The sequence below is a fragment of the Paenibacillus sp. NPDC056579 genome (assembly GCF_042793215.1).
Classification (GTDB): Bacteria; Bacillota; Bacilli; order Paenibacillales; family NBRC-103111; genus Paenibacillus_S.
The window spans coordinates 975,589-994,462 of sequence record NZ_JBHTVD010000002.1; the positions used below are offsets into that span (position 1 = coordinate 975,589).

Genomic DNA, 18,874 nt, shown 5'->3' on the forward strand with positions numbered 1-18,874 from the left:
CTCCTCTTTTGTATGCTTAAGCTACAGGTTGCGCATACAAAGTAAACAACCCAGTCACCTATCATTCTTGAAAGGAGGGGCTCCCATGCAACACTCGCACCAATCGCGAAAATCCTCCCTATGGCGGCAGGACCGCACGGCCTATTTATTTTTGCTGCCATGGCTCATCGGCTTCTTCTGTCTCACGCTCGGCCCGATGCTGGGCTCCTTGTATTTATCCATGACCAAGTTCAACCTGCTGACTCCGCCACGGTGGATCGGAACTGACAATTATGTGGAAATTTTCAAGGGAGACGCCTCGTTCGTTCACTCTTTGGCACTAACGTTCCAATATGTGTTCCTATCCGTGCCGATTCGTCTTGCGTTCGCCCTGCTGGTGGCGCTGGTGCTGAATAAAGGCATCCGGGCACTGGGGATTTACCGCACGGTATATTACATACCTTCCCTTCTTGGAGGAAGCGTAGCCATTGCTATCGTGTGGAGAAAGATATTCGACGGGGACGGGCTGCTGAACCACTTCTTAAGCTTACTCGGCATTCAAGGCCCGGCATGGATTGCCAATCCGAATTACGTGCTGCACACGATTGTGACGCTATCCGTTTGGCAGTTCGGGTCAGCGATGGTCATCTTCCTGGCCGGGTTGAAGCAGGTGCCCGCCGATTTGTATGAAGCGGCTCAAGTCGACGGAGCGGGGAAGGTCAAGCAATTCTTCAAAATTACGCTGCCTCTGCTGTCGCCGGTACTGTTCTTCAATCTCGTCATGAGCATCATCAACTCGTTCCAGGTGTTCACCCCGGGCTTCATGATCGGGGACGGACGCGGGGGACCGCTCGATTCTACCTTATTTTATACGCTGTACTTGTACTTGAAGGGCTTTTCATTCTTCGATATGGGCTACGCTTCGGCACTTGCCTGGATCATGCTGGTCATCATTGCGGCGTTTACCGCGATTGTCTTCGTCACCTCGAAATATTGGGTGTTTTATGGCGACGGCAAGGAAGGGAGGGGCTAACTTATGACGCAGACCGCGATGGTTAGCAAAATCGGCAAGCATACCGTGATCATCCTGCTCGGAATTGTCATGCTGTATCCGGTGCTCTGGCTGCTTGGCAGCTCGTTCAAGCCGAATGAGCTCATTTTTACCGATACGAGCCTTTGGCCGTCCGTTTTTACGCTGGATAATTACGTGAACGGCTGGAAGGGACTGCAGGGAACGACGTTCGCGACTTTTTTCGCCAACTCGCTGCAAATTTCCGTCCTCTCCGTGCTGGGGAACGTCATTACTTGCTCCTTAACCGCCTTCGCCTTCGCCAGACTCGAATTCCGCGGGAAAAAGCTGTGGTTCAGCCTGATGCTCGTTACGATCATGCTGCCCTACCATGTGACGCTCGTACCGCAGTATGTGCTGTATAACAAGTTCGAGTGGATCAATACGTTCTATCCGTTGACCGTGCCCAAGTGGCTCGCTCACGATTCGTTCTTCATCCTGCTGATGGTCCAGTTTATCCGCGGCATTCCGAAGGAGCTGGATGAAAGCGCGACGATCGACGGCTGCGGGCCAAGCCAGATCTACTGGCGAATTGTGCTGCCGCTACTGGTACCTGCACTCATTACGACGTCCATTTTCACGTTCATCTGGACGTGGGATGACTTTTTCAGCCAGATGATTTATTTGAACAACATCAAGCTGTTTACCGTGCAGCTCGGCATCCGGTCGCTATTCGACCCTTCCGGTCAATCGGATTGGGGCGCACTGCTCGCCATGTCCGTTCTGTCGCTTGTCCCGATCATGGCGATCTTTCTCGCTTTCCAGAAGCATTTTGTCGATGGAATCGCTACGACGGGCTTAAAGTAAACCGACTTTTCCAAAAGCATTTTATTAGGGGGATGGCAACGATGAAAAAGAGCCTTTTTGTACTGATGAGCGCATTGATGACTTTAACTACGGCCTGCTCCGGCGGAACGGGAACCGGAAGCGCAGGGAATGCGGCGACGGACACCAAGCCGGCTGCCGGCGGGGACAAATCAGCTCCGGTTGAGCTCAGAATCATGTGGTGGGGCGATCAGAAGCGCGCCGACCTGACCAATGCGGCACTGCGCAAATTCGAAGAGAAGTATCCGAACATTAAGGTCGTGGGCGAGTTTGCGCCCAGCTCCGGCTACTTCGATAAGCTGAACACGCAGCTGGCCTCCGGCACGGCGCCGGATGTCTTTTTCCTCGGCGGCAACATGGTCGATTATGCGAATAAAGGCGTGCTGCTGGATCTCGCTCCGTACGTCGGCAAAGAGCTGAACCTGAACGACATGGACAAGGGCATGATCGAGTACGGTACGGTAAAAGGCAAGCTGCTGCATATTTCTGCAGGGGCGAACGCAAGGGGAATCGTGGTCAATACGGATTTGTTCAACAAGGCGGGCATCCCGGTGCCGAAGGACGGCTGGACTTGGGACGATTATGCCAAGGTGAGCAAGGAGCTGGCCGACAAGCTCGGCAAAGGCTACTACGGTACCTATGATTTTACGGTGGACGGCATGGACATATCGCTCAAGCAGCGAGGGAAAATGCTCTATGATATGGACAATGCGAAGCTAGGCTTCGAGCAGAAGGATGCGGAAGAATGGTTCGCGTATTGGGAAAAAATGCGCAAGGACGGCGGTGTCGTCACGCCGGAGCAGCAGGTATCGAATCCGCCGAACGATACGAGCAAATCGCTGATCGTGACCGGCAAGGTCGCCATGAACCTGATCGCCTCCAACCAATTGGTGGCGCATCAGAACCTGACCAAGGATAAGCTGACGCTCGTACAAGTGCCTCGCGGACCGAAGGGTACCGGTGTCGTATTCGAGTCAAGCCAAGGCCTGTCCGGCTATGCCAAAACGAAGCATCCGAAGGAAGTCGCGACGCTGATGAATTACTGGATCAACGATCCGGATGCCGCCAAGATCTTAGGTAACGACCGCGGCGTGCCGGTAACGGCGCCGATGCGCGAGCTGTTGAAGAAGGACGCGAATCCGATCGACCAGCTCATCTATGATTATACGAGCCGCGTCTCCGAGGCAACGACCAAGGAGCCGGTGAAAGTAAGCTACAATCCTCCGGGCTTTACCGAATATTCGAAGCTGGCGGATACGACCGTGCAGGAGGTTTGGTTCGGCAAAAAGACGGTGCAGAAGGCGGTTGAAGATTTCTACAACGGCACGCTGAAAATTTTCAACAACAATAAATAAAGCATTGCCTGCTGCGTTTTCAAGCTCAGCCTGTCGGACGGCAGACTGGGCTTTTCTGCAGCCAGGCAGGATATGAGGGGAGTTATCGGGAATGAGCCGCGAGCTGTTGGAGCGATTAAGAGGAATCGATACGGAATCGAAGTTGGGGGCATTGGGCAAACCCTCCGATCGGCAGGCTATGGAGGAATGGGAGCGATCCGGTGTGAAATTCGCCGCTTCGTCGGAGTCGTTTGAGGCTGTTTATTACAACGCCCTGCGCAAGCTGATTGATTGTATCGTACCGCCGGATCAGGAGGGGCGAGGCAAGCCGATCCTTCACGAGGGCGGCGTGTACCTGGGCTGCTGGCTGGAGAGCACGGGCACGATCAACGCTGAGCTGCTGTCGAGATTTATTCCTTCGGTATCGGAAGCAAGCTACGAGCTGTTCGCCGATTACCAGCGGGCCGACGGGCTGATGCCTTACAAAATAACGGAGCATGGTCCGGCCTACCGGCAAATTCAGCTCGTGACTCCGCTCGCGAGAAGCGTCTGGAACCATTACCGGTTGAACGGGCGGAACAAAGCCTTTTTACGCAAAATGTACGAAGCGATGGTCCGCTACGATGCATGGCTGATGGCGAACCGCAACACGAGAGGCACGGGGTGCATCGAGGCGTTCAGCACGTTCGACACGGGGCATGACGGCTCGCCGCGCTTCTGGCATGTGGCGGATACGCCGCATCTGAGCGACGCTTCGCAGTGCAATCCCGATTCGCAGATCCTGCCGTTCTTGGCGCCGGATTTGACGGCGAACGTCTACTGCCAGCGCGTCTACTTAGCGCGCATCGCCGCGGAGCTCGGAGAAGAAGGCTCCATGTGGGAGGACAAGGCGGCAGCCAGCCTGCAGAGCCTGATGGAGCACTGCTATGATGCGGAGGACGTGTTCTTCTACGATCAAGACCGAAATGGACAGACGGTGAAGGTCCAGTCCGATGTGCTGCTCCGGGTGATGGCCTGCGAGGTGGGAGACCATGAGCTGTTCGCCGCCGTGCTGCGTAAATATTTGCTCAATACAAGGAAATTTTTCGCCAAGTATCCTTTGACCTCGATTGCGATGGACGATCCGCGGTTCGATCCGTCCTCCAACTATAACAGCTGGGCGGGACCGACGAACTTCCTGACTCTCATCCGGACGCCGCATGCCTTCGAGCATCACGGACGCTATGTGGAGCTTACCTGGATTATGCAGCCTATTTTATCGGCTTTGTCGCGGATGAGCCGGTTCGGTCAAGTGATAAGTCCTTGGACGGGGGAAGAGGGATATACCGAAACCTATTCGCCGGCGATGCTGTGCCTGCTCGACTATGTCGAGCGGCTCTGCGGCATTTTGCCGACGCGCGACGGAGAGCTGTGGTTTACAGGCTTGGTGCCGTACGCCATGGATCATGGCCATGAGGTGGCGGAAGAAACGGCCTACAGCCGGAGGGTCGACGGGACGCTGTACGAGCTCGTGAATACGCGGGCCGGCTCCGAAGTATACCGTGACGGAGAGCAGGAGCCGTATCTCCGGTTTCCGAACGGAGTCCGTGCGGTGACCGATCGCAAGGGGGAGCTGAGGGCGATTGTCGGGATGACCGTGCGCCAAGTCCAGGGGCATGTCCATTATAACGGACAGGAGCTTCCGTTCAGGATAAACGGCAACGAGATCTTGGAGCTGCGCAAGGAGGAACTCGTCCGCATCAGCGATATCGGCGTCATTCCTCCTAGTTATTCGTGAATGCAGCGGGCCCAGGATCCACATACCTGGCGCTTATAGAACCATCTACAGCTGAAGGAGTGTGACGAGCATGCTTAAACAATCAAGCGAGATACAAATCCGGGACCCTTATGTGGTTCCGGTGGAGGCCGAGCAAAAATATTATTTATTCGGCAGCACGGATGCGAATATATGGGGCAAAGGAACCGGATTTGACGTGTATGTCGGCTCCGATTTGGAGCAATGGGAAGGGCCATTTCCTGTGTTTCGTCCGGAGGAAAGCTTCTATGCCGAGGACAATTTCTGGGCGCCGGAAGTATACGCGTATCAAGGGCGCTATTATATGTTTGCTACGTTCAGACGCAAAGCGAACGGCAAGCTCGGGACGGCCGTGCTGACGTCGGACAGCCTGTTGGGGCCTTTCCGGCCGCACAGTGAAGGTCCGGTGACGCCTTATGAGTGGAATTGTCTGGATGGGACGCTGCACATTGACGAGTCGGGAAAGCCTTGGATGGTGTTCTGCCACGAGTGGAAGGATATCTCCGACGGCGAAATTTGCGCAGCGCGGCTGCAGGAAGACCTGAGCGCGCTTCAAGGCGTACCGATTACACTATTCCGTGCCTCGGAAGCGTATTGGGCAACGCCTCTGCCTCTGTCTGAGAAAATAAAGTCGCTGACCAACTATGTGACGGACGGTCCGTTTCTCCATCGTACGGCCGAAGGCGGCCTGATCATGCTGTGGGCGAGCTTTGTGCACGGAAGCTATGCCTTGGGTGTGGCGAAATCGGTAAGCGGCCATGTCGAGGGGCCGTGGATTCAAGAGGTAGAGCCGCTGTTTCAAAGTGACGGCGGACATGGAATGATCTTCCGCACCTTCGACGGAAGGCTCATGCTGACGATTCATACGCCGAACCGAACGCCGGACGAGAGGCCAATTTTTCTTGAGCTTGCGTTCGTTGACGGAAGGCTTGCATTGAAGAAGTCATAAGCTTAAAAGCAGGCGCCATCCTCTGAAGCCGAGGTATGGCGCTTTTTTTATGAGCTCGTTACCGGTTTATTGAAGGAAGGATGCGATCGTTGGCGCCCAACGAAGTGATTGAATCGACTTCGAGCTTAACGTTGGTGTAGTACTTCAACCCTCCGGAGAAGACACATTCGAATGCAGTAGGCATCCCTTTACCATTAGCTGCATCGGTAGTCAGTTCAAGCGGTACCGTTCCCATCACTTGACCCTTCTGATCCGTGAGGGTGATTCGTCCTTTCACTCGATTCGCTCCCTCCGCATCAAGCTCGTACTGCCCATTGATAACGCTGTATTCTCCGTCCTGTCTCACACTTACATTTCCAAGCCGGAATTTCGGCTGCACAGGATCGACGATATCCATGGCTGCAGCAGCATCAAGTTCAGGGTTCTTTTTATCGTTCATCCTAACGATCTGCACTGTTGCGTAAGTATACCCTTGATCCAAGCTGCCGTCCACCAACAGATCAACCGATTTCTCCTCGGTACTGTTTAGCTCAGCATGACCTGTTCTAGAGGCAGCGACTCGCTCGCCCTTTTCATTATACCAATTGAGCTTGAAATCGACAGGCATAGCTTCCTTGACTTCACGCCACTTCGGTCCAAGCTTTACATCTACAGTCATAATCGTCAGCTTAGGATCTTTCTCATCTTTGCGCCTATAACCAAAATCAATTTCCAGAATGTGATGCGCATCCACCGCATTCGCCTCGTACAGCTTAAACCAGACAGGCCCTAACCAGGAATCGGTTCGATGCCAATTGTGCCATACTTCATTGACCTTTACAGTTTGCGCAGATAGACTGGAGCCTGTTTGCAACCCGTAAGGAAATCGCATCAATGGCGTGAGATCCGACAATTCCACTTCCTCTTGAACCTCTCTGACTCCTTCTAAAAAATACATAGGACGAATCCATTTGTCCCCGGACCTCGTTTCGATCAAATAATTATCATCCCATTTTGCTTTGGTGATCACAATTTGAGGCGCCAATTGCCCGCCGGTTGGCTCTGTCATTAGAGGATCGTTATAGAGCGGTTCGATCCGACTAAGATCAAGTTTCGTTACGAACGGCTGCGGATTCCCTAGCAAAGCCAGGTTAGGAGCGATCCATCGATCACCAAGCCATGTGGAGACTAAGTAAATGGGTCTTATGTAGCCTTCGCCATGTCCCCATCGGACCTCGCGCGTCTTCAGAACTTTCAACGTCTGTGGTCCCAGTAGTCCTATCTCTCTCCGCTGATCATCATAAATGGAAGTGTCTGCTAGTAAAGTGATCGTATCCGCACCTGGATGAGAAAGCTCTAAGACATTGGATTCCGCATAAGCGCTATTCACCCACCCTATGTCACTCATACACAGAAACCAACTGATTACTAAAGCTAACGCCTCTCTTTTTCGCATCGTTGCTGCTTGCCGCCTCTCTCAATAATGATTTATTCAGTGCTTGTTTTCCTTTTTTTAACAAACTTTATTTTACCGCAAACTCAGCCGTTAAAGTAGATTTTAATTCCGTGGAACAATTGTAAAAAAGGCTCTCTTTCGCAAATACCTTGGGTATCCGGCATATTGCATTTGCTGTTTAAGATATTGAATCCATTGTCGCCAAATTGAAAATGAAAGGTATGGAAATCTTCAGTGAAATTTAAAACTATGAAGATAGCTATAAGTTATGCTACTGTCGCGGGCAGAAGGAATTATTTTAGAATGTCGGAGCGAAATAAATTGACTCGCCTTGGCTCGTTTCAATGAGTTGATATAGCTTGTCCTGTGCTTTAAGAACAACTTTATTCTCATACTACAACCATGCATACAGCAGCGGAAACTGCTCTGTTTATCTTTACATAAAAAATTACCATAAGTTTGATTGCTTTGTTCAACCTGTAACGTTATGTAGAGAACATCACTTAATTGAAATGATATTGTCTAAATGTATGTTATTCTTACTAAGGAGGGATATCGAATATTCTGTGATTTAGTTTGGGGTGAACAATTGAAAAAAAGAAGTCTAATGGGCCTGATTCGTTTATTGCTAGCAGTTGGTGTACTGCTTATGGTTTATTTCGTTTTTTGCGGTACACCTTGGGGAACAAGTGAATTTAAGAAAGATGTGATAAGATACTTGGAAGAAAAGTATGCTCAGGAAATGGTTGTTAATTCAAATCCCTATTATAGTTTTGAATTAGGGACATATTCACTAAGCGCTAGTCCAATTGATTTTAAAGAAGTTAAATATGCAGTATGGCAAACTACAGGGAATGAAAGGGAGCTAGGAGATAATTACTTTGTTACTTATTGGGCTTATCAAGCCAATAAAGAGTTGAATTCATATCTTAGTTTAGCCTTTCCAGATAATACGGTTTCAGGAAAGGTGGTCATTCAGCATGAGCCTCGTTTGAATCATTCTCCAAACGCAAAAATCATGCCGCCAAGTTATGATGAAGTCAAGGGTCAATTAAGGAATGGCACATATATTTTCATCGACTTTGGTAGAGAGTTAGACGTGGAAAAGATTGATCAGGAGTATACATATATCTACGATATTTTCCACTACATTAAACAATACGGATACACCTTTGATATCATCAAGGTAGATTTCAATAAACAAAATAAACTAAGATTAAACTATACAGACTTTATGAATATTAATGATAAGTATGATCTAAAGGACTATTTTAAGAAGTTGTAGGTATTTGAATGATTTGTGTTTATGTCCAACCACAAACGAGTAACCATCGTCTTGTGGTATTTTTTTTGACAATAGCCGTTTCAATTACGACTAATTTAAATTTGGGGTAAAGAAAGAGCATTTGGGACACACATACTGGGGAAATAACTTAGACTCCATGTGGGGGATCTTTACAGATTTTTTAGAAGCTCCACTATTAATTAAATGGGAGAATTATGAAATAGCAGTTGAAAACATAGGTTCCTATGCTGAAAAGTTATTAGACACATTTTTGGAGCTGGCAAAAGAATCCAGGATTTAAATTAGTTATCAACCAGGATAAATGGTAAACATAATCTTCCAAATTGCGACTAAACATTGTTTGGTGACTTCTACCCTCTACCAAGATGAAAAAGAATATTACCTCCGATCCAATTGACCACCATCATTAACTCTCTTCAAATCCCCAAGAACTAGATTTTGTATGGCTTTAATATCTTTCAGGAGGTAGACCAAAAAGTCTTCGGTATACCAACTGAATCGTGACGGACTTTCATAACCTACAGTCAATGCGGCCATCGTTACCCCTTTGGGACCACTCAACATAAGGCGCCTGGCTTCCTGCAAGCGAAGTTGCTTCTGGTACTGCAATAGCCCTATCATCTTAAGACGAGGCAGCCGGCAACGATTCGGCAGCTTCTTTATTTTGCAAAAAAAATTACCGGAGCTCCCCATTTTAAGGCTAAACTACATGACGATTGTATAAAAAGAGTACGGTTATCTAAATACAAATGATTAGTATAATCGCTAGAATAAAGGTGTGATTAACATATTGAAAGGGAGCGAAGTAGATGCTTGATGCCAAATATTTGTTGACGGATGAACAAATGGTCCATTTCATTACGAAAGGATATCTTGTGCTACAGAACGATCTGCCTGAAGAGCTTCATCAGAATGTCATGAGCAAAATTTATCGGGTGCTTCACGAAGAGGGGAACCCTGGAAACAATATTCTTCCGCGAGTACCGGAGATACAAGAATTTTTCGATACACCTACGGTCAAGGGGGCATTAACGAGTGTATTAGGTCCTGACTATTACATGCATCCGCACAGACATTGTCACTACAATAAGCCCAAGAGTACGACGCCAGGCGGCGGGCAATGGCATAAAGACGGCTACTGGTCATCTATGCGCTCTCATCGGCCTTGGTGGGCGATAATTTTTTATTACACGCAGGATATTACCGAAGAGCTTGGGCCAACAGCCATCATGCCGGGTACTCAGTATTACGAAAAGTTTATTGGAGATAAAGGCGAAACGCTGCTTCCCACGGGCAAGGCTGGAACGATGGTTCTGGTGCATTTCGATTTATGGCATAAAGCTTCGCTCAATGTTTCTGACCTTGACCGTTATATGTTGAAGTTCCAGTTTGTCCGGTTAAAAGCGCCGGAGTATCCGAGTTGGAACCACCTGAACAAAGAAATGGCCATACCCGATGGTCTGCCTGCTCAGCATCTGAACTTATGGCAGGATGTTTGGAATTGGTTACGCGGTGAACACGAAACTAGACAAGACAGCGGGCCAGCAGATGAAGCACGATTATTGCTTCTGCAAAACGAGCTCAGCTCAGAGGATGCGGAAGCTCGCGGCAAGGCGGCTGATGAGCTGGGAATTCTGGGTGAGGCTGCAGGCGCATACGCCTCTGCGCTCGGAAGCTTATTGAATGATCCTGTTGAAACTGCTGCATTGAACGCTGCATATGCACTTGGAAGGATGGGTGACAACGGCATCGAAGAATTGGTGAGTCAATTATCCAATGGAACGAATCTGACGGCGGAGAGGGCGGCTTACGGCCTGCAGGGAGCGGGCGCTGAAGCGATTCCCGGGCTGCTAACGACTCTGAAGCATCCGGATGAGAAACGAAGAGGACTTGCAGCGTTCGTCCTCGGCATGATTGGACCTTCTGCACAAGAAGCGGTACCGGCTCTTATTGCGAGCCTGGAGGACGACAGCGAATGGGTTCGGCGGAATGCAGTCGAAGCTCTGGGGATGATCGGGAATCCTTCCGATCAAGTCGTTCCGGCATTAACGAACGCATTGGTAGATTCATTGCTAACCGAAGCAAGAGAGGGGCAAAATTCGAGCGATGTGTACGTACAGCAGCAAAAATATATCGGCAATAAAATCGGTTACACGGCGGCATTGTCTTTGCTCCGCACAGGCAGAGAGGGAGACGCACAACAAGTTGTCAGTGCATTGGAGCAAGCTCTCAAAAGCAAAGACCGATACGTTCGTGCCTATGCTTCGGAGGCATTGACCCATCTGCGCACGAATGAAGCGATCGACGTCCTTATCAGATATTACCGTTCATCCCGCTGGTGCCCCGATACAAGCAAAGCAAGCACTTTCTAAAATCAAACTAAGCCTCCGAATATGAATTCAGTGAGATTCGGAGGCTTTAGCTGCATTGTCGTTCAAATATAACCAAGGAGAAAGTGAGCGCAAATGAAGATTACAAAAGTGGAAAGCTTTGTATTGCATGTACCTATTACACCGCCGATTACAGACGCAATTAACGTTGCTACACACTGGGGATTAGCCGGTGTACGTATTTTTACTGACGAGGGGTTTGTCGGTTATGGTTACACTGGAACCTGTGCGAACGGAGACGAGATGATCGTTGATACGATTGATAAGTACTATTCGCCTCTTTTAATAGGGAAAGATCCGTTTATGGTGAAAGAGCTCTGGGACGAAATGCGTTTTGGCAAAATGCACTGGATCGGCAGATCGGGCGTGACGCACATGGCGCTGGCAGCGGTAGATATCGCTTTGTGGGATATTATGGCCAAGGCGTCGAACAAACCGCTATGGCAATATCTAGGGGGAGCGAAGTCGAAACCGGTTAAAGCCTACAATACGAACGGCGGGTGGCTCAATTGGACGAAGGAGCGCTTGTTGAAGGACGTGACGGATATCGTTGAGCAAGGCTTCACCGGTGTCAAAATCAAGGTTGGCCATCCTGATCCTCACGAAGATTACGATCGCTGCAAAGCGGTAAGAAAAGCAATTGGAGACAAGGTGATCTTCATGATCGACGTGAATCAGCAGTGGAATATCAATACGGCAATGACGTGGGGCAAAAAGCTGGAAGAATTCGACTTGTTCTGGCTGGAGGAACCATTGAATCCGGACGACATACTTGGACATAAAAAGCTGGCGGAAGCGTTGAATGTTCCCATTGCTCTAGGTGAGCATGTATACAATAAATATGCGTTCAGGGATTACATACACCAAGGCGCAATCGAATATTGCCAGGTTGACGTCACACGTGTAGCGGGGATTACGGAATGGCTGCAGGTAGCAGGCTTAGCCGCTTCCTACGATATACCGATTTGTCCGCATGTCGGCGATATGGGACAAATTCACCAGCATCTTGTAGCGTCAACGCAAAATGCCATCCTGCTGGAATACATTCCGTGGATCCGCCACATTTTTGAAGAACCGGCAACCGTAATTGATGGACATTATGTACTGCCTGAAATGCCAGGAGCTTCGACGACAATATTGCCCAAGTTTTTTGAAGAGTACCGCGTAAGATAGCCCTGTAAGTCTTTAGTGCCATAATTCCCTAAACTCCTTGGGAGTTCTGCCCGTAAGCTGCCGGAACAATTTAGAGAAATAATGAATGGAGGAGAAATGGTGTTTTTCCGCTATCTCGGTAATACTTAGGCTGGTATACTGGAGATCTTCCTTCGTTCGGTTGATTCGGAAATGGTTGATATATTGAACGGGAGACATGCCTGTAGCTTGCTTGAATAATTCAAAAAAATAGCCGCGACTGATTTTCAGCTTCCGGTAATACGATTCGAGCGGCAGCAGGCGTCCCCGTACCAAATCTTGCTCCATCTGCTCCATCAGCTTATGTATGCGCGGATCAGGGATATATTCCTCTTTTAACGCATAGGTGAGGAAATGCTCGATAAATTGCTGAAAATGACTCTGAGCCTTCAAGCTTCGAATATACGTCTTTTCATTCGTGTATTCATTGGAGATATAGAACTTTTCAAACAGTTCTACCCATATCCAAAGCTTCTCTACTTTTATATGTTCCGGTATGGGGAAGGGAAAAGCAGGTCCCACAAGAGATGACTGGAGCTGCTTGTCGTCATAACAGATAGTGTGGGGATATTTGAAGTTCAGCCGCCGATCCATATACATCCAGTCAAAATAACAGCAAATGTGGACCATCGGTTCATTCGCGTCCGCGACCCACTCGTGAAGCTGTCCGGCAGGTATGTACACCAAAGAGCCTGGAATCGTTTCGTATGCGCTTCCTCTCGTTTTCATGACGCCTTTGCCTTCGCCAATCAAATAGAGGGAGGACGAATAGCACGTTCTCGGTTTGCTTGTCTGATTTTTGGAGAATTCATATCGGGTAGCGTAATACACATATGGATGAAATTCGGGAAAGTTCATTTATTGTTATCCTCCGGTTACACCGATTTAAGAAAACTTCATGAGGATTATACAAAGTTATTACAGTATAGTAAATAAATTATGATTAAATCGAGAATTCTTTCGGCTGCTCGAACAGACGGTAAGTTCATTCAGCTCGCGAAGCTCAGGCTTTTGAAGAGCTTGGAAGAGCTAACGTGCCGCACCACGTACCATTCCGTTTCCACGGCATGTTCACTGCCGAGCTTTTTACAGGATGAAATATTGTGAGGATAGTTTGGTTATAAGCGTACTCGCCTCCTAACTTTATGGTAAAATACACCAAAAAAAGGAGGGTTTACTGCATGAATATTGAAATAGAGCTAGCCCGGTATGAAGAAAAAACCGTACTTTCCAATCTCATTCAGCTGTATCGATACGATAGCAGTGAGTTCGACGGTCATGTCCTTAACCAGCATGGATTGTACTTATACAAATACTTCGATCATCAGTGGACAGACGAGTACCGGCGACCTTTTATCATCAAGGCGGATGGAGAGATTGCGGGATTAGCTTTCATAAGCTTGGATGTACCCAAGGAATATACGAAATGGAGCACAGCTGAGAAAACGAACGTAATTAGTGAGTTTTTTATTATGAGAAAGTACCGGTGCAAAGGAGTTGGCAGGTATGCTGCTCACTCCCTCTTCAATCGGTTCGCCGGCACATGGGAAGTAAAGCAAACGGCTGCTAACCGGCCTGCGTATGCGTTTTGGAAACAAGTAATTTCTGATTATAAACAGAACAACGTATATCAAGAGACTTTTTTGCAAAATGAGAAGTGGCATGGCCCTGTATTCGTTTTTGAGTCAGGAACAGGTTGATAGCCATTATAATGTCACTCGCCCGTGCCTTGATGGTACGGGCTTTTCTTCATTCACTTTTTGGTATACTCACCTTTCGTCTTTCAGAGTTCGGAATTGCAATACTTTCTATATTGAAGTTTACATTCACGCTTTAATGCGTTAATATGTTATAAAAAATAATGTATTTAAGGATGTGGTGGCAATCGAAATCATTCGGCTGGCAATACCAAAAGGAAATACGGAAGTTTCCGCCTTGATCCGAAACCTCGGCTGCTCTATACCTGACGATTTTGACGAATCAAGAAAGTACTTCGTACCCGTAGCCGGAACTAATTTAGAACTTATTCTCGCAAAACCAATTGATATTCCCACATTTGTCGAATACGGGATCGCGGATATTGGAATCGTAGGAAAGGAATTTTTGCTGGAAGAAAACCGAAATGTATACGAGCTGCTTGATCTAGGTCTATCATCCGGCTATCTATCAGAGTTCGGGAAGGATGATAGCAAAAGCAATAACCCTAGGGTAGCAACTAGCTTCCCCCGACTTGCGCTGAGATATTACCAAGAAAAAGGCAAACAGGTGGAGATCATAAAACTTAGCGGCAGGACGGAGCTTGCCCTGGTTACGGGGTTGGCAGATCAAATCATTGAAGTGAATACTTCTAACTCGGCTTACCTGCTTGAAAAAGAAAAGATATGCAGTGTATCTTTACGATTAGTAGCCAATCCGGCAAGTTTTCAGGTAAAGAATGAAAGGATACACCACTTTTATCTAACATTAGTTAACTGGCTTTTTCCAGACAGCACGAAGCCAGGCACAGCGTCACGAAGCGGTGCCGCCTCTACTCAGGATGATCTTCCGTTCGATGCTGAGTGAAAAAAAGACGGTCTAATAGCTGCTTACAAGCTGTCATCTTTAAATTCATAAGTAGCAGGAGGACATAGCCCAAGCGCGTGCGGGAGTGTCCTTTTTTATTGATCTCCTACGCGTGGGGATGAATGGGAACTGTGGCGTTTATGGTATAGTAAAGAAAGATTAGGAGGGATGCGATGGAAGCTTTTTCTGAGTATTTGACGCGTATTGATAACCCCGGTCACCGCGACCGGACAGAGGAGATTTTGGCGTGGATTACGAATAAATTCCCCACTCTGGAACCGCTAATCAAGTGGAATACGCCCATGTTTTCCGACCACGGCACGTTTATTATCGGTTTATCTACATCGAAGCAGCATATAAGCGTTTCACCCGAAGAAGCAGTTATGGCGCGCTTCGCCGATGACATTGCACGAGCTGGCTACAGCGCTACCAAAGGCTTGTTCAGAATTCCGTGGAATGAACCGGTACATTACGAATTACTTGAGAAAATGATCGAGTTTAATATGTTGGATAAAGCAGACTGTTCCACTTTTTGGCGGAAATAATCATAGTAAAGCAAGAAGAACCAACCGGTCTGGTTCTCTTTACATATGCAAACCCAGACATAACTATTGGTAGTTCGACCAAATGCAATATACAATAGAAAATATCTAAGGCTTACTATCCAACGAAAAGAAAGACGGTTTGCTGAAAGAATAATGGAAGAGGAGCGACCCCTTGATGACAAATCTTAGAACGAATCCCAAGGTTGACGGATTTTTAAGGAAAGCCAAGAAGTGGAAGGAAGAATTTGAGAAACTGAGAACTATCGTTCTTGATTGTGAGCTGAACGAAGATTTTAAGTGGATGCATCCTTGCTATACCCATGAGAATAAAAACATCGTATTAATCCACGGATTTAAAGATTATTGTGCGCTTCTGTTTCACAAGGGGGCTTTATTGAAGGATGCTCACGGCATTCTAATCCAACAAACGGAGAATGTGCAGGCGGCTCGTCAAATTCGGTTCACCAATGCTGAACAAATCGAAGAAATGGAACCGATCATCAAAGCTTATATTCATGAAGCCATTGAAGTTGAAAAAGCCGGTTTGGAAGTAGAGTTTAAAAAGAATACGGATTACACCGTTCCTGAAGAATTTCAACAAAAGCTCGATGAAAGCCCTGCCTTGAAAGAGGCTTTTGAAGCTTTGACGCCGGGACGTCAAAGAGCTTATCTTCTGCATTTCTCTGAACCCAAACAATCCAAAACCCGAGTCTCCAGAGTCGAAAAATACATGCCGCAAATTCTTAACGGCAAAGGATTAAATGATTAGATAACCTTGCGGATCATTCCCATAGCTAATAAGGCGGCTCTACGACGGCTGCCAAAGCAATAAGCTTCACGGCTTTCGCGATTGTTTAGCATAGGACGAAGGCGTCATTCCGTTTATCCGTTTGAATATCCGGCTAAAATAAAATTCGTCCTCGTAACCGACGAGCTTGGAAATATCGCTTAAAGGCAGACCGGAGCTTTCTAACAGATCCCTTGCTTTAGTCATACGAAGACGAATAATGTAATCCTTCGGCGCAAATCCGGTGAGCCGCTTGAACTGTCGGGAGTAATACCCGGTACTGACTCCGACCTTCTTCGCCAGCTGCTCAACGGTGAGCGGGGACTGGAAATGATCCGCAATATGCCGGCATGTGAACCGAATCGCTGAATCGACGTCACTGCTGTACTGCTGCTCATATATATTGTCGATGATAGAAAGCCATAGCTCCCGAAACGCCAAATTGCAGCGATATTGAGACAAGGGATCGTAGGCCTTATACAGTTGAAACACCTTATCGAAGTATCTGCGGACTTCAGCCGGGCGGACCGTCTTAAGCATGCCTCGCAAAGGTGCAAGCCAGCTGTCCGATGGCCGGGAAATCCATTCCTGCTTCTCTTTATAACACACCCGGTAATCGAATCGGATATGGTATATCTCCACGTCTTCACTATCCGAGATCGACCACTCGAAGGTTGTCTCGGGAACGAACACCATGACGGCTCCCGGTTCCAGAGCATACTTGACGTTGTTCATCACGTAGACACCCGCGCCTCTTACGATGTAGTGAATGGAAAAGATGTTGTGAATGTATGGCGCTTGATACGTACCGGCAGGAAGTATCGTATTTCCGGCAAAAGTGATCGAGAATACGGATTTGTGTAGATGATCGGCCAGTTGAGCTCCGTTTAACAATGCATGTTCTCTCCTTGCAGAAAGGTAATATACCTAGATGGCAGGACGCAGAACGATATGCTGCGTCCCCCGTCCGATCGGCACCGTTGCCTCCTGATACGAAACGATAAACGCCCGTCTCACTTGGTCCGTATCATTGCCTTTCGATGAATGCCAGGTCAGCGCATTAAAGAGCAAAATGGAGCCCGCTTTCATCGGCACCGGTTCCGCTTTTGACAAATCGATTTCTGCTTCATCCAGCGCCTTCCGGCAAGTGCCGTTATTTTGTACGACATAAGGCAGCAATCCTTGCTTATGACTTCCGGGAACAATCCATAAGCATCCGTTCCGCTCGTCGGTATCCTGAAGCGGTACCCAAATCGACATCCGGGTATTACTGTCCACCACTTCCGTATAATAAGCATCATCTTGATGCCAGTGGCACACTGAATCGCTGTGCGGCAGCTTGGTCAACAGCTTGGAGGAAAAGATGGCAATGCCCGGCATGACAATGTCCTCTAGCAAGTTCAGAATCCGCTCGTCATGGGCAAATTGTTTCGTCTTGTCGGTCAGCATGGCCAGTTGATACGTAAATCCTTCATGTTCCCCCGCTGTCTGGAGCGGCGATTCGCAATGATCGAGTTCTTCGTTAATTTCAGTTAATTCATCAGTCGAAAAAAAATCCGCTACCACCACATAACCAAGATCATCATAACTTCTTCTCTCATCAAGCGTCAATTTTCTCATCTGAATCACTCCATTCGTTATCGCTTACACGTATTGTAGCACCCGCTTTTACGAACCCGCCATGGAGAAATATGATAAGCAATCTGGACAAATCGGATCTTCTCGTGCGGATATATAATAAAATGAATTTATAATAAGAAGTCCAATTTTGCTTGGGAGAGGACAATCATGTCTGAGAATCATATCCGGCAGGCGCTCCGATTACATTTTCTTTATGCGGAAACGTACAGCTTTCCGAAAGAGTGGAGTTTTCAGGAGTCGATGACTCCCTATTCCATGATTCGGTATATCGTTAAGGGCGCCGCCCAATTTGTGATTGATGAAACAATATACCATTTAGAGGAAAATGACATCATCTACATTCCTCAAGGAAGCACATTATGTTGTGATGCTTTGACGGATGAATTTTCATTCATGAGTATTCGATTCACAGCTTCCTTGCCGATTCCGGGTAGCGAGGGGCGGCCGGAGATGCTGGGGATGGATTCGAAAGTGAAGTGTACGGACCCTCAGATCAAACAATATTTCCAAAGCATCATCAACGAAAAAAATGCCAATAACCGGGGAAAGCAATATACGCTCAGGGGTTATCTGGAATTAATTGTGGGTTATATCATAAGCGCATCGGATGCTTCCTTAGCAAAGCCCGATAAGCCGAAGAACATGAAGTTGGATAATAAAAATGACAACCGGGTCGAAATCGTATTGGCGCATATGCTAAACCATTACAAAGAGAATATAACCATTGAAGAAATGAGCAGGATGGTGAATCTGAGCTCGGCTTCCCTGCGCAGATTATTTAAGCGGCATACCGGCAAGTCGCCAAGCGATTTTCTAATTGAGCTAAAGATGGTAGTAGCAGCCAAACGAATCCTGGAAACGGATGAGAGAATCTCGGATATTGCCTATGAGGTCGGGATCAAGGACCCGAATTATTTTTCAAGAATATTCAAAAAGTACTATAGAGTCACACCGGTTTCTTACAGGCAGCTGGCAAGAGAGTAGCAGGAATTCTTCAGTGTGTGATCGATTTGTGCTACTAATTAGCGAATTGCATGATTCCAACGATTGGAATGTTACGATATGA

General features: G+C 47.7%; 18 protein-coding genes and 1 pseudogene. 14 read left to right on the plus strand and 5 right to left on the minus strand.

The window, feature by feature from the left end; all coding sequences use genetic code 11:
* The first annotated feature begins 85 nt into the window (after positions 1–85).
* The 5 genes from ACFQ88_RS11785 (at position 86) to ACFQ88_RS11805 (ending at position 5,951) form a co-directional block, all read left to right on the plus strand.
* A complete protein-coding gene (locus tag ACFQ88_RS11785) occupies positions 86–1,012 on the plus strand; it encodes a carbohydrate ABC transporter permease (protein ID WP_379454246.1) in 927 nt (308 codons plus the stop codon).
* 3 nt (positions 1,013–1,015) lie between these two features.
* Complete coding sequence (locus tag ACFQ88_RS11790; protein WP_379454247.1) at positions 1,016–1,855, plus strand: carbohydrate ABC transporter permease; 840 nt, start codon at positions 1,016–1,018, stop codon at positions 1,853–1,855.
* A 41-nt stretch (positions 1,856–1,896) separates the two neighbouring features.
* A complete protein-coding gene (locus ACFQ88_RS11795; RefSeq protein WP_379454248.1) occupies positions 1,897–3,228 on the plus strand; it encodes an ABC transporter substrate-binding protein in 1,332 nt (443 codons plus the stop codon).
* 91 nt (positions 3,229–3,319) lie between these two features.
* Complete coding sequence (locus tag ACFQ88_RS11800; RefSeq protein ID WP_379454249.1) at positions 3,320–4,984, plus strand: MGH1-like glycoside hydrolase domain-containing protein; 1,665 nt, start codon at positions 3,320–3,322, stop codon at positions 4,982–4,984.
* A 70-nt stretch (positions 4,985–5,054) separates the two neighbouring features.
* Positions 5,055–5,951 (plus strand): glycoside hydrolase family 43 protein, encoded by an 897-nt coding sequence (locus ACFQ88_RS11805; RefSeq protein ID WP_379454250.1) that lies wholly within the window; start codon positions 5,055–5,057, stop codon positions 5,949–5,951.
* A gap of 58 nt (positions 5,952–6,009) precedes the next feature.
* On the opposite strand, the gene ACFQ88_RS11810 is transcribed toward ACFQ88_RS11805, so the two are convergent.
* The gene (locus ACFQ88_RS11810) at positions 6,010–7,338 is read right to left on the minus strand and encodes a hypothetical protein (RefSeq protein ID WP_379454251.1); all 1,329 of its coding nucleotides are present in this window, start codon (positions 7,336–7,338) and stop codon (positions 6,010–6,012) included.
* 637 nt (positions 7,339–7,975) lie between these two features.
* On the opposite strand from ACFQ88_RS11810, the gene ACFQ88_RS11815 reads away from it, so the two are divergent.
* Positions 7,976–8,671, plus strand: a complete 696-nt coding sequence (locus ACFQ88_RS11815; RefSeq protein ID WP_379454252.1) for a YfjL-like protein — start codon at positions 7,976–7,978, stop codon at positions 8,669–8,671.
* A gap of 121 nt (positions 8,672–8,792) precedes the next feature.
* Positions 8,793–8,972 (plus strand): barstar family protein, encoded by a 180-nt coding sequence (locus ACFQ88_RS11820; RefSeq protein ID WP_379454253.1) that lies wholly within the window; start codon positions 8,793–8,795, stop codon positions 8,970–8,972.
* Positions 8,973–9,140: 168 nt separating this feature from the next.
* On the opposite strand, the pseudogene ACFQ88_RS11825 reads toward ACFQ88_RS11820, so the two are convergent.
* A pseudogene (locus ACFQ88_RS11825) lies at positions 9,141–9,301 on the minus strand (helix-turn-helix domain-containing protein); the annotation flags it as partial.
* Between the two features lie 200 nt (positions 9,302–9,501).
* Here ACFQ88_RS11825 and ACFQ88_RS11830 point away from each other — a divergent pair.
* Positions 9,502–11,064, plus strand: a complete 1,563-nt coding sequence (locus ACFQ88_RS11830; RefSeq protein WP_379454254.1) for a HEAT repeat domain-containing protein — start codon at positions 9,502–9,504, stop codon at positions 11,062–11,064.
* A gap of 93 nt (positions 11,065–11,157) precedes the next feature.
* Positions 11,158–12,255, plus strand: a complete 1,098-nt coding sequence (locus ACFQ88_RS11835; protein ID WP_379454255.1) for a mandelate racemase/muconate lactonizing enzyme family protein — start codon at positions 11,158–11,160, stop codon at positions 12,253–12,255.
* A 12-nt stretch (positions 12,256–12,267) separates the two neighbouring features.
* Here ACFQ88_RS11835 and ACFQ88_RS11840 read toward each other — a convergent pair whose 3' ends face one another.
* Positions 12,268–13,131 (minus strand): AraC family transcriptional regulator, encoded by an 864-nt coding sequence (locus ACFQ88_RS11840; RefSeq protein ID WP_379454256.1) that lies wholly within the window; start codon positions 13,129–13,131, stop codon positions 12,268–12,270.
* A gap of 323 nt (positions 13,132–13,454) precedes the next feature.
* On the opposite strand from ACFQ88_RS11840, the gene ACFQ88_RS11845 reads away from it, so the two are divergent.
* The 4 genes from ACFQ88_RS11845 (at position 13,455) to ACFQ88_RS11860 (ending at position 16,149) form a co-directional block, all read left to right on the plus strand.
* A complete protein-coding gene (locus ACFQ88_RS11845; protein WP_379454257.1) occupies positions 13,455–13,973 on the plus strand; it encodes a GNAT family N-acetyltransferase in 519 nt (172 codons plus the stop codon).
* A gap of 178 nt (positions 13,974–14,151) precedes the next feature.
* Positions 14,152–14,835, plus strand: coding sequence for an ATP phosphoribosyltransferase (gene hisG, locus ACFQ88_RS11850; protein WP_379454258.1), 684 nt, complete (start codon positions 14,152–14,154; stop codon positions 14,833–14,835).
* A 173-nt stretch (positions 14,836–15,008) separates the two neighbouring features.
* Entirely contained in the window at positions 15,009–15,380 is a 372-nt protein-coding gene (locus tag ACFQ88_RS11855; protein WP_379454259.1) for an iron chaperone, read from the plus strand.
* A gap of 175 nt (positions 15,381–15,555) precedes the next feature.
* Positions 15,556–16,149 (plus strand): YdeI/OmpD-associated family protein, encoded by a 594-nt coding sequence (locus tag ACFQ88_RS11860; protein ID WP_379454260.1) that lies wholly within the window; start codon positions 15,556–15,558, stop codon positions 16,147–16,149.
* A gap of 66 nt (positions 16,150–16,215) precedes the next feature.
* Here ACFQ88_RS11860 and ACFQ88_RS11865 read toward each other — a convergent pair whose 3' ends face one another.
* A complete protein-coding gene (locus ACFQ88_RS11865) occupies positions 16,216–17,061 on the minus strand; it encodes a helix-turn-helix domain-containing protein (RefSeq protein WP_379454261.1) in 846 nt (281 codons plus the stop codon).
* 33 nt (positions 17,062–17,094) lie between these two features.
* Positions 17,095–17,787: a phytanoyl-CoA dioxygenase family protein gene (locus ACFQ88_RS11870; protein WP_379454262.1), complete on the minus strand. Its 693-nt coding sequence runs from the start codon at positions 17,785–17,787 to the stop codon at positions 17,095–17,097.
* 168 nt (positions 17,788–17,955) lie between these two features.
* On the opposite strand from ACFQ88_RS11870, the gene ACFQ88_RS11875 reads away from it, so the two are divergent.
* Entirely contained in the window at positions 17,956–18,792 is an 837-nt protein-coding gene (locus tag ACFQ88_RS11875; RefSeq protein ID WP_379454263.1) for an AraC family transcriptional regulator, read from the plus strand.
* Positions 18,793–18,874 lie beyond the last annotated feature (82 nt).

Coding starts and splice junctions, on each gene's coding strand:
- ACFQ88_RS11855 (WP_379454259.1), top strand. CDS start 15,009: ATGGAAGCTTTTTCTGAGTATTTGACGCGTATTGATAACCCCGGTCAC.
- ACFQ88_RS11790 (WP_379454247.1), top strand. CDS start 1,016: ATGACGCAGACCGCGATGGTTAGCAAAATCGGCAAGCATACCGTGATC.
- ACFQ88_RS11800 (WP_379454249.1), top strand. CDS start 3,320: ATGAGCCGCGAGCTGTTGGAGCGATTAAGAGGAATCGATACGGAATCG.
- ACFQ88_RS11875 (WP_379454263.1), top strand. CDS start 17,956: ATGTCTGAGAATCATATCCGGCAGGCGCTCCGATTACATTTTCTTTAT.
- ACFQ88_RS11840 (WP_379454256.1), bottom strand. CDS start 13,131: ATGAACTTTCCCGAATTTCATCCATATGTGTATTACGCTACCCGATAT.
- ACFQ88_RS11785 (WP_379454246.1), top strand. CDS start 86: ATGCAACACTCGCACCAATCGCGAAAATCCTCCCTATGGCGGCAGGAC.
- ACFQ88_RS11860 (WP_379454260.1), top strand. CDS start 15,556: ATGACAAATCTTAGAACGAATCCCAAGGTTGACGGATTTTTAAGGAAA.
- ACFQ88_RS11830 (WP_379454254.1), top strand. CDS start 9,502: ATGCTTGATGCCAAATATTTGTTGACGGATGAACAAATGGTCCATTTC.
- ACFQ88_RS11805 (WP_379454250.1), top strand. CDS start 5,055: ATGCTTAAACAATCAAGCGAGATACAAATCCGGGACCCTTATGTGGTT.
- ACFQ88_RS11835 (WP_379454255.1), top strand. CDS start 11,158: ATGAAGATTACAAAAGTGGAAAGCTTTGTATTGCATGTACCTATTACA.
- ACFQ88_RS11810 (WP_379454251.1), bottom strand. CDS start 7,338: ATGAGTGACATAGGGTGGGTGAATAGCGCTTATGCGGAATCCAATGTC.
- ACFQ88_RS11845 (WP_379454257.1), top strand. CDS start 13,455: ATGAATATTGAAATAGAGCTAGCCCGGTATGAAGAAAAAACCGTACTT.
- ACFQ88_RS11795 (WP_379454248.1), top strand. CDS start 1,897: ATGAAAAAGAGCCTTTTTGTACTGATGAGCGCATTGATGACTTTAACT.
- ACFQ88_RS11870 (WP_379454262.1), bottom strand. CDS start 17,787: ATGAGAAAATTGACGCTTGATGAGAGAAGAAGTTATGATGATCTTGGT.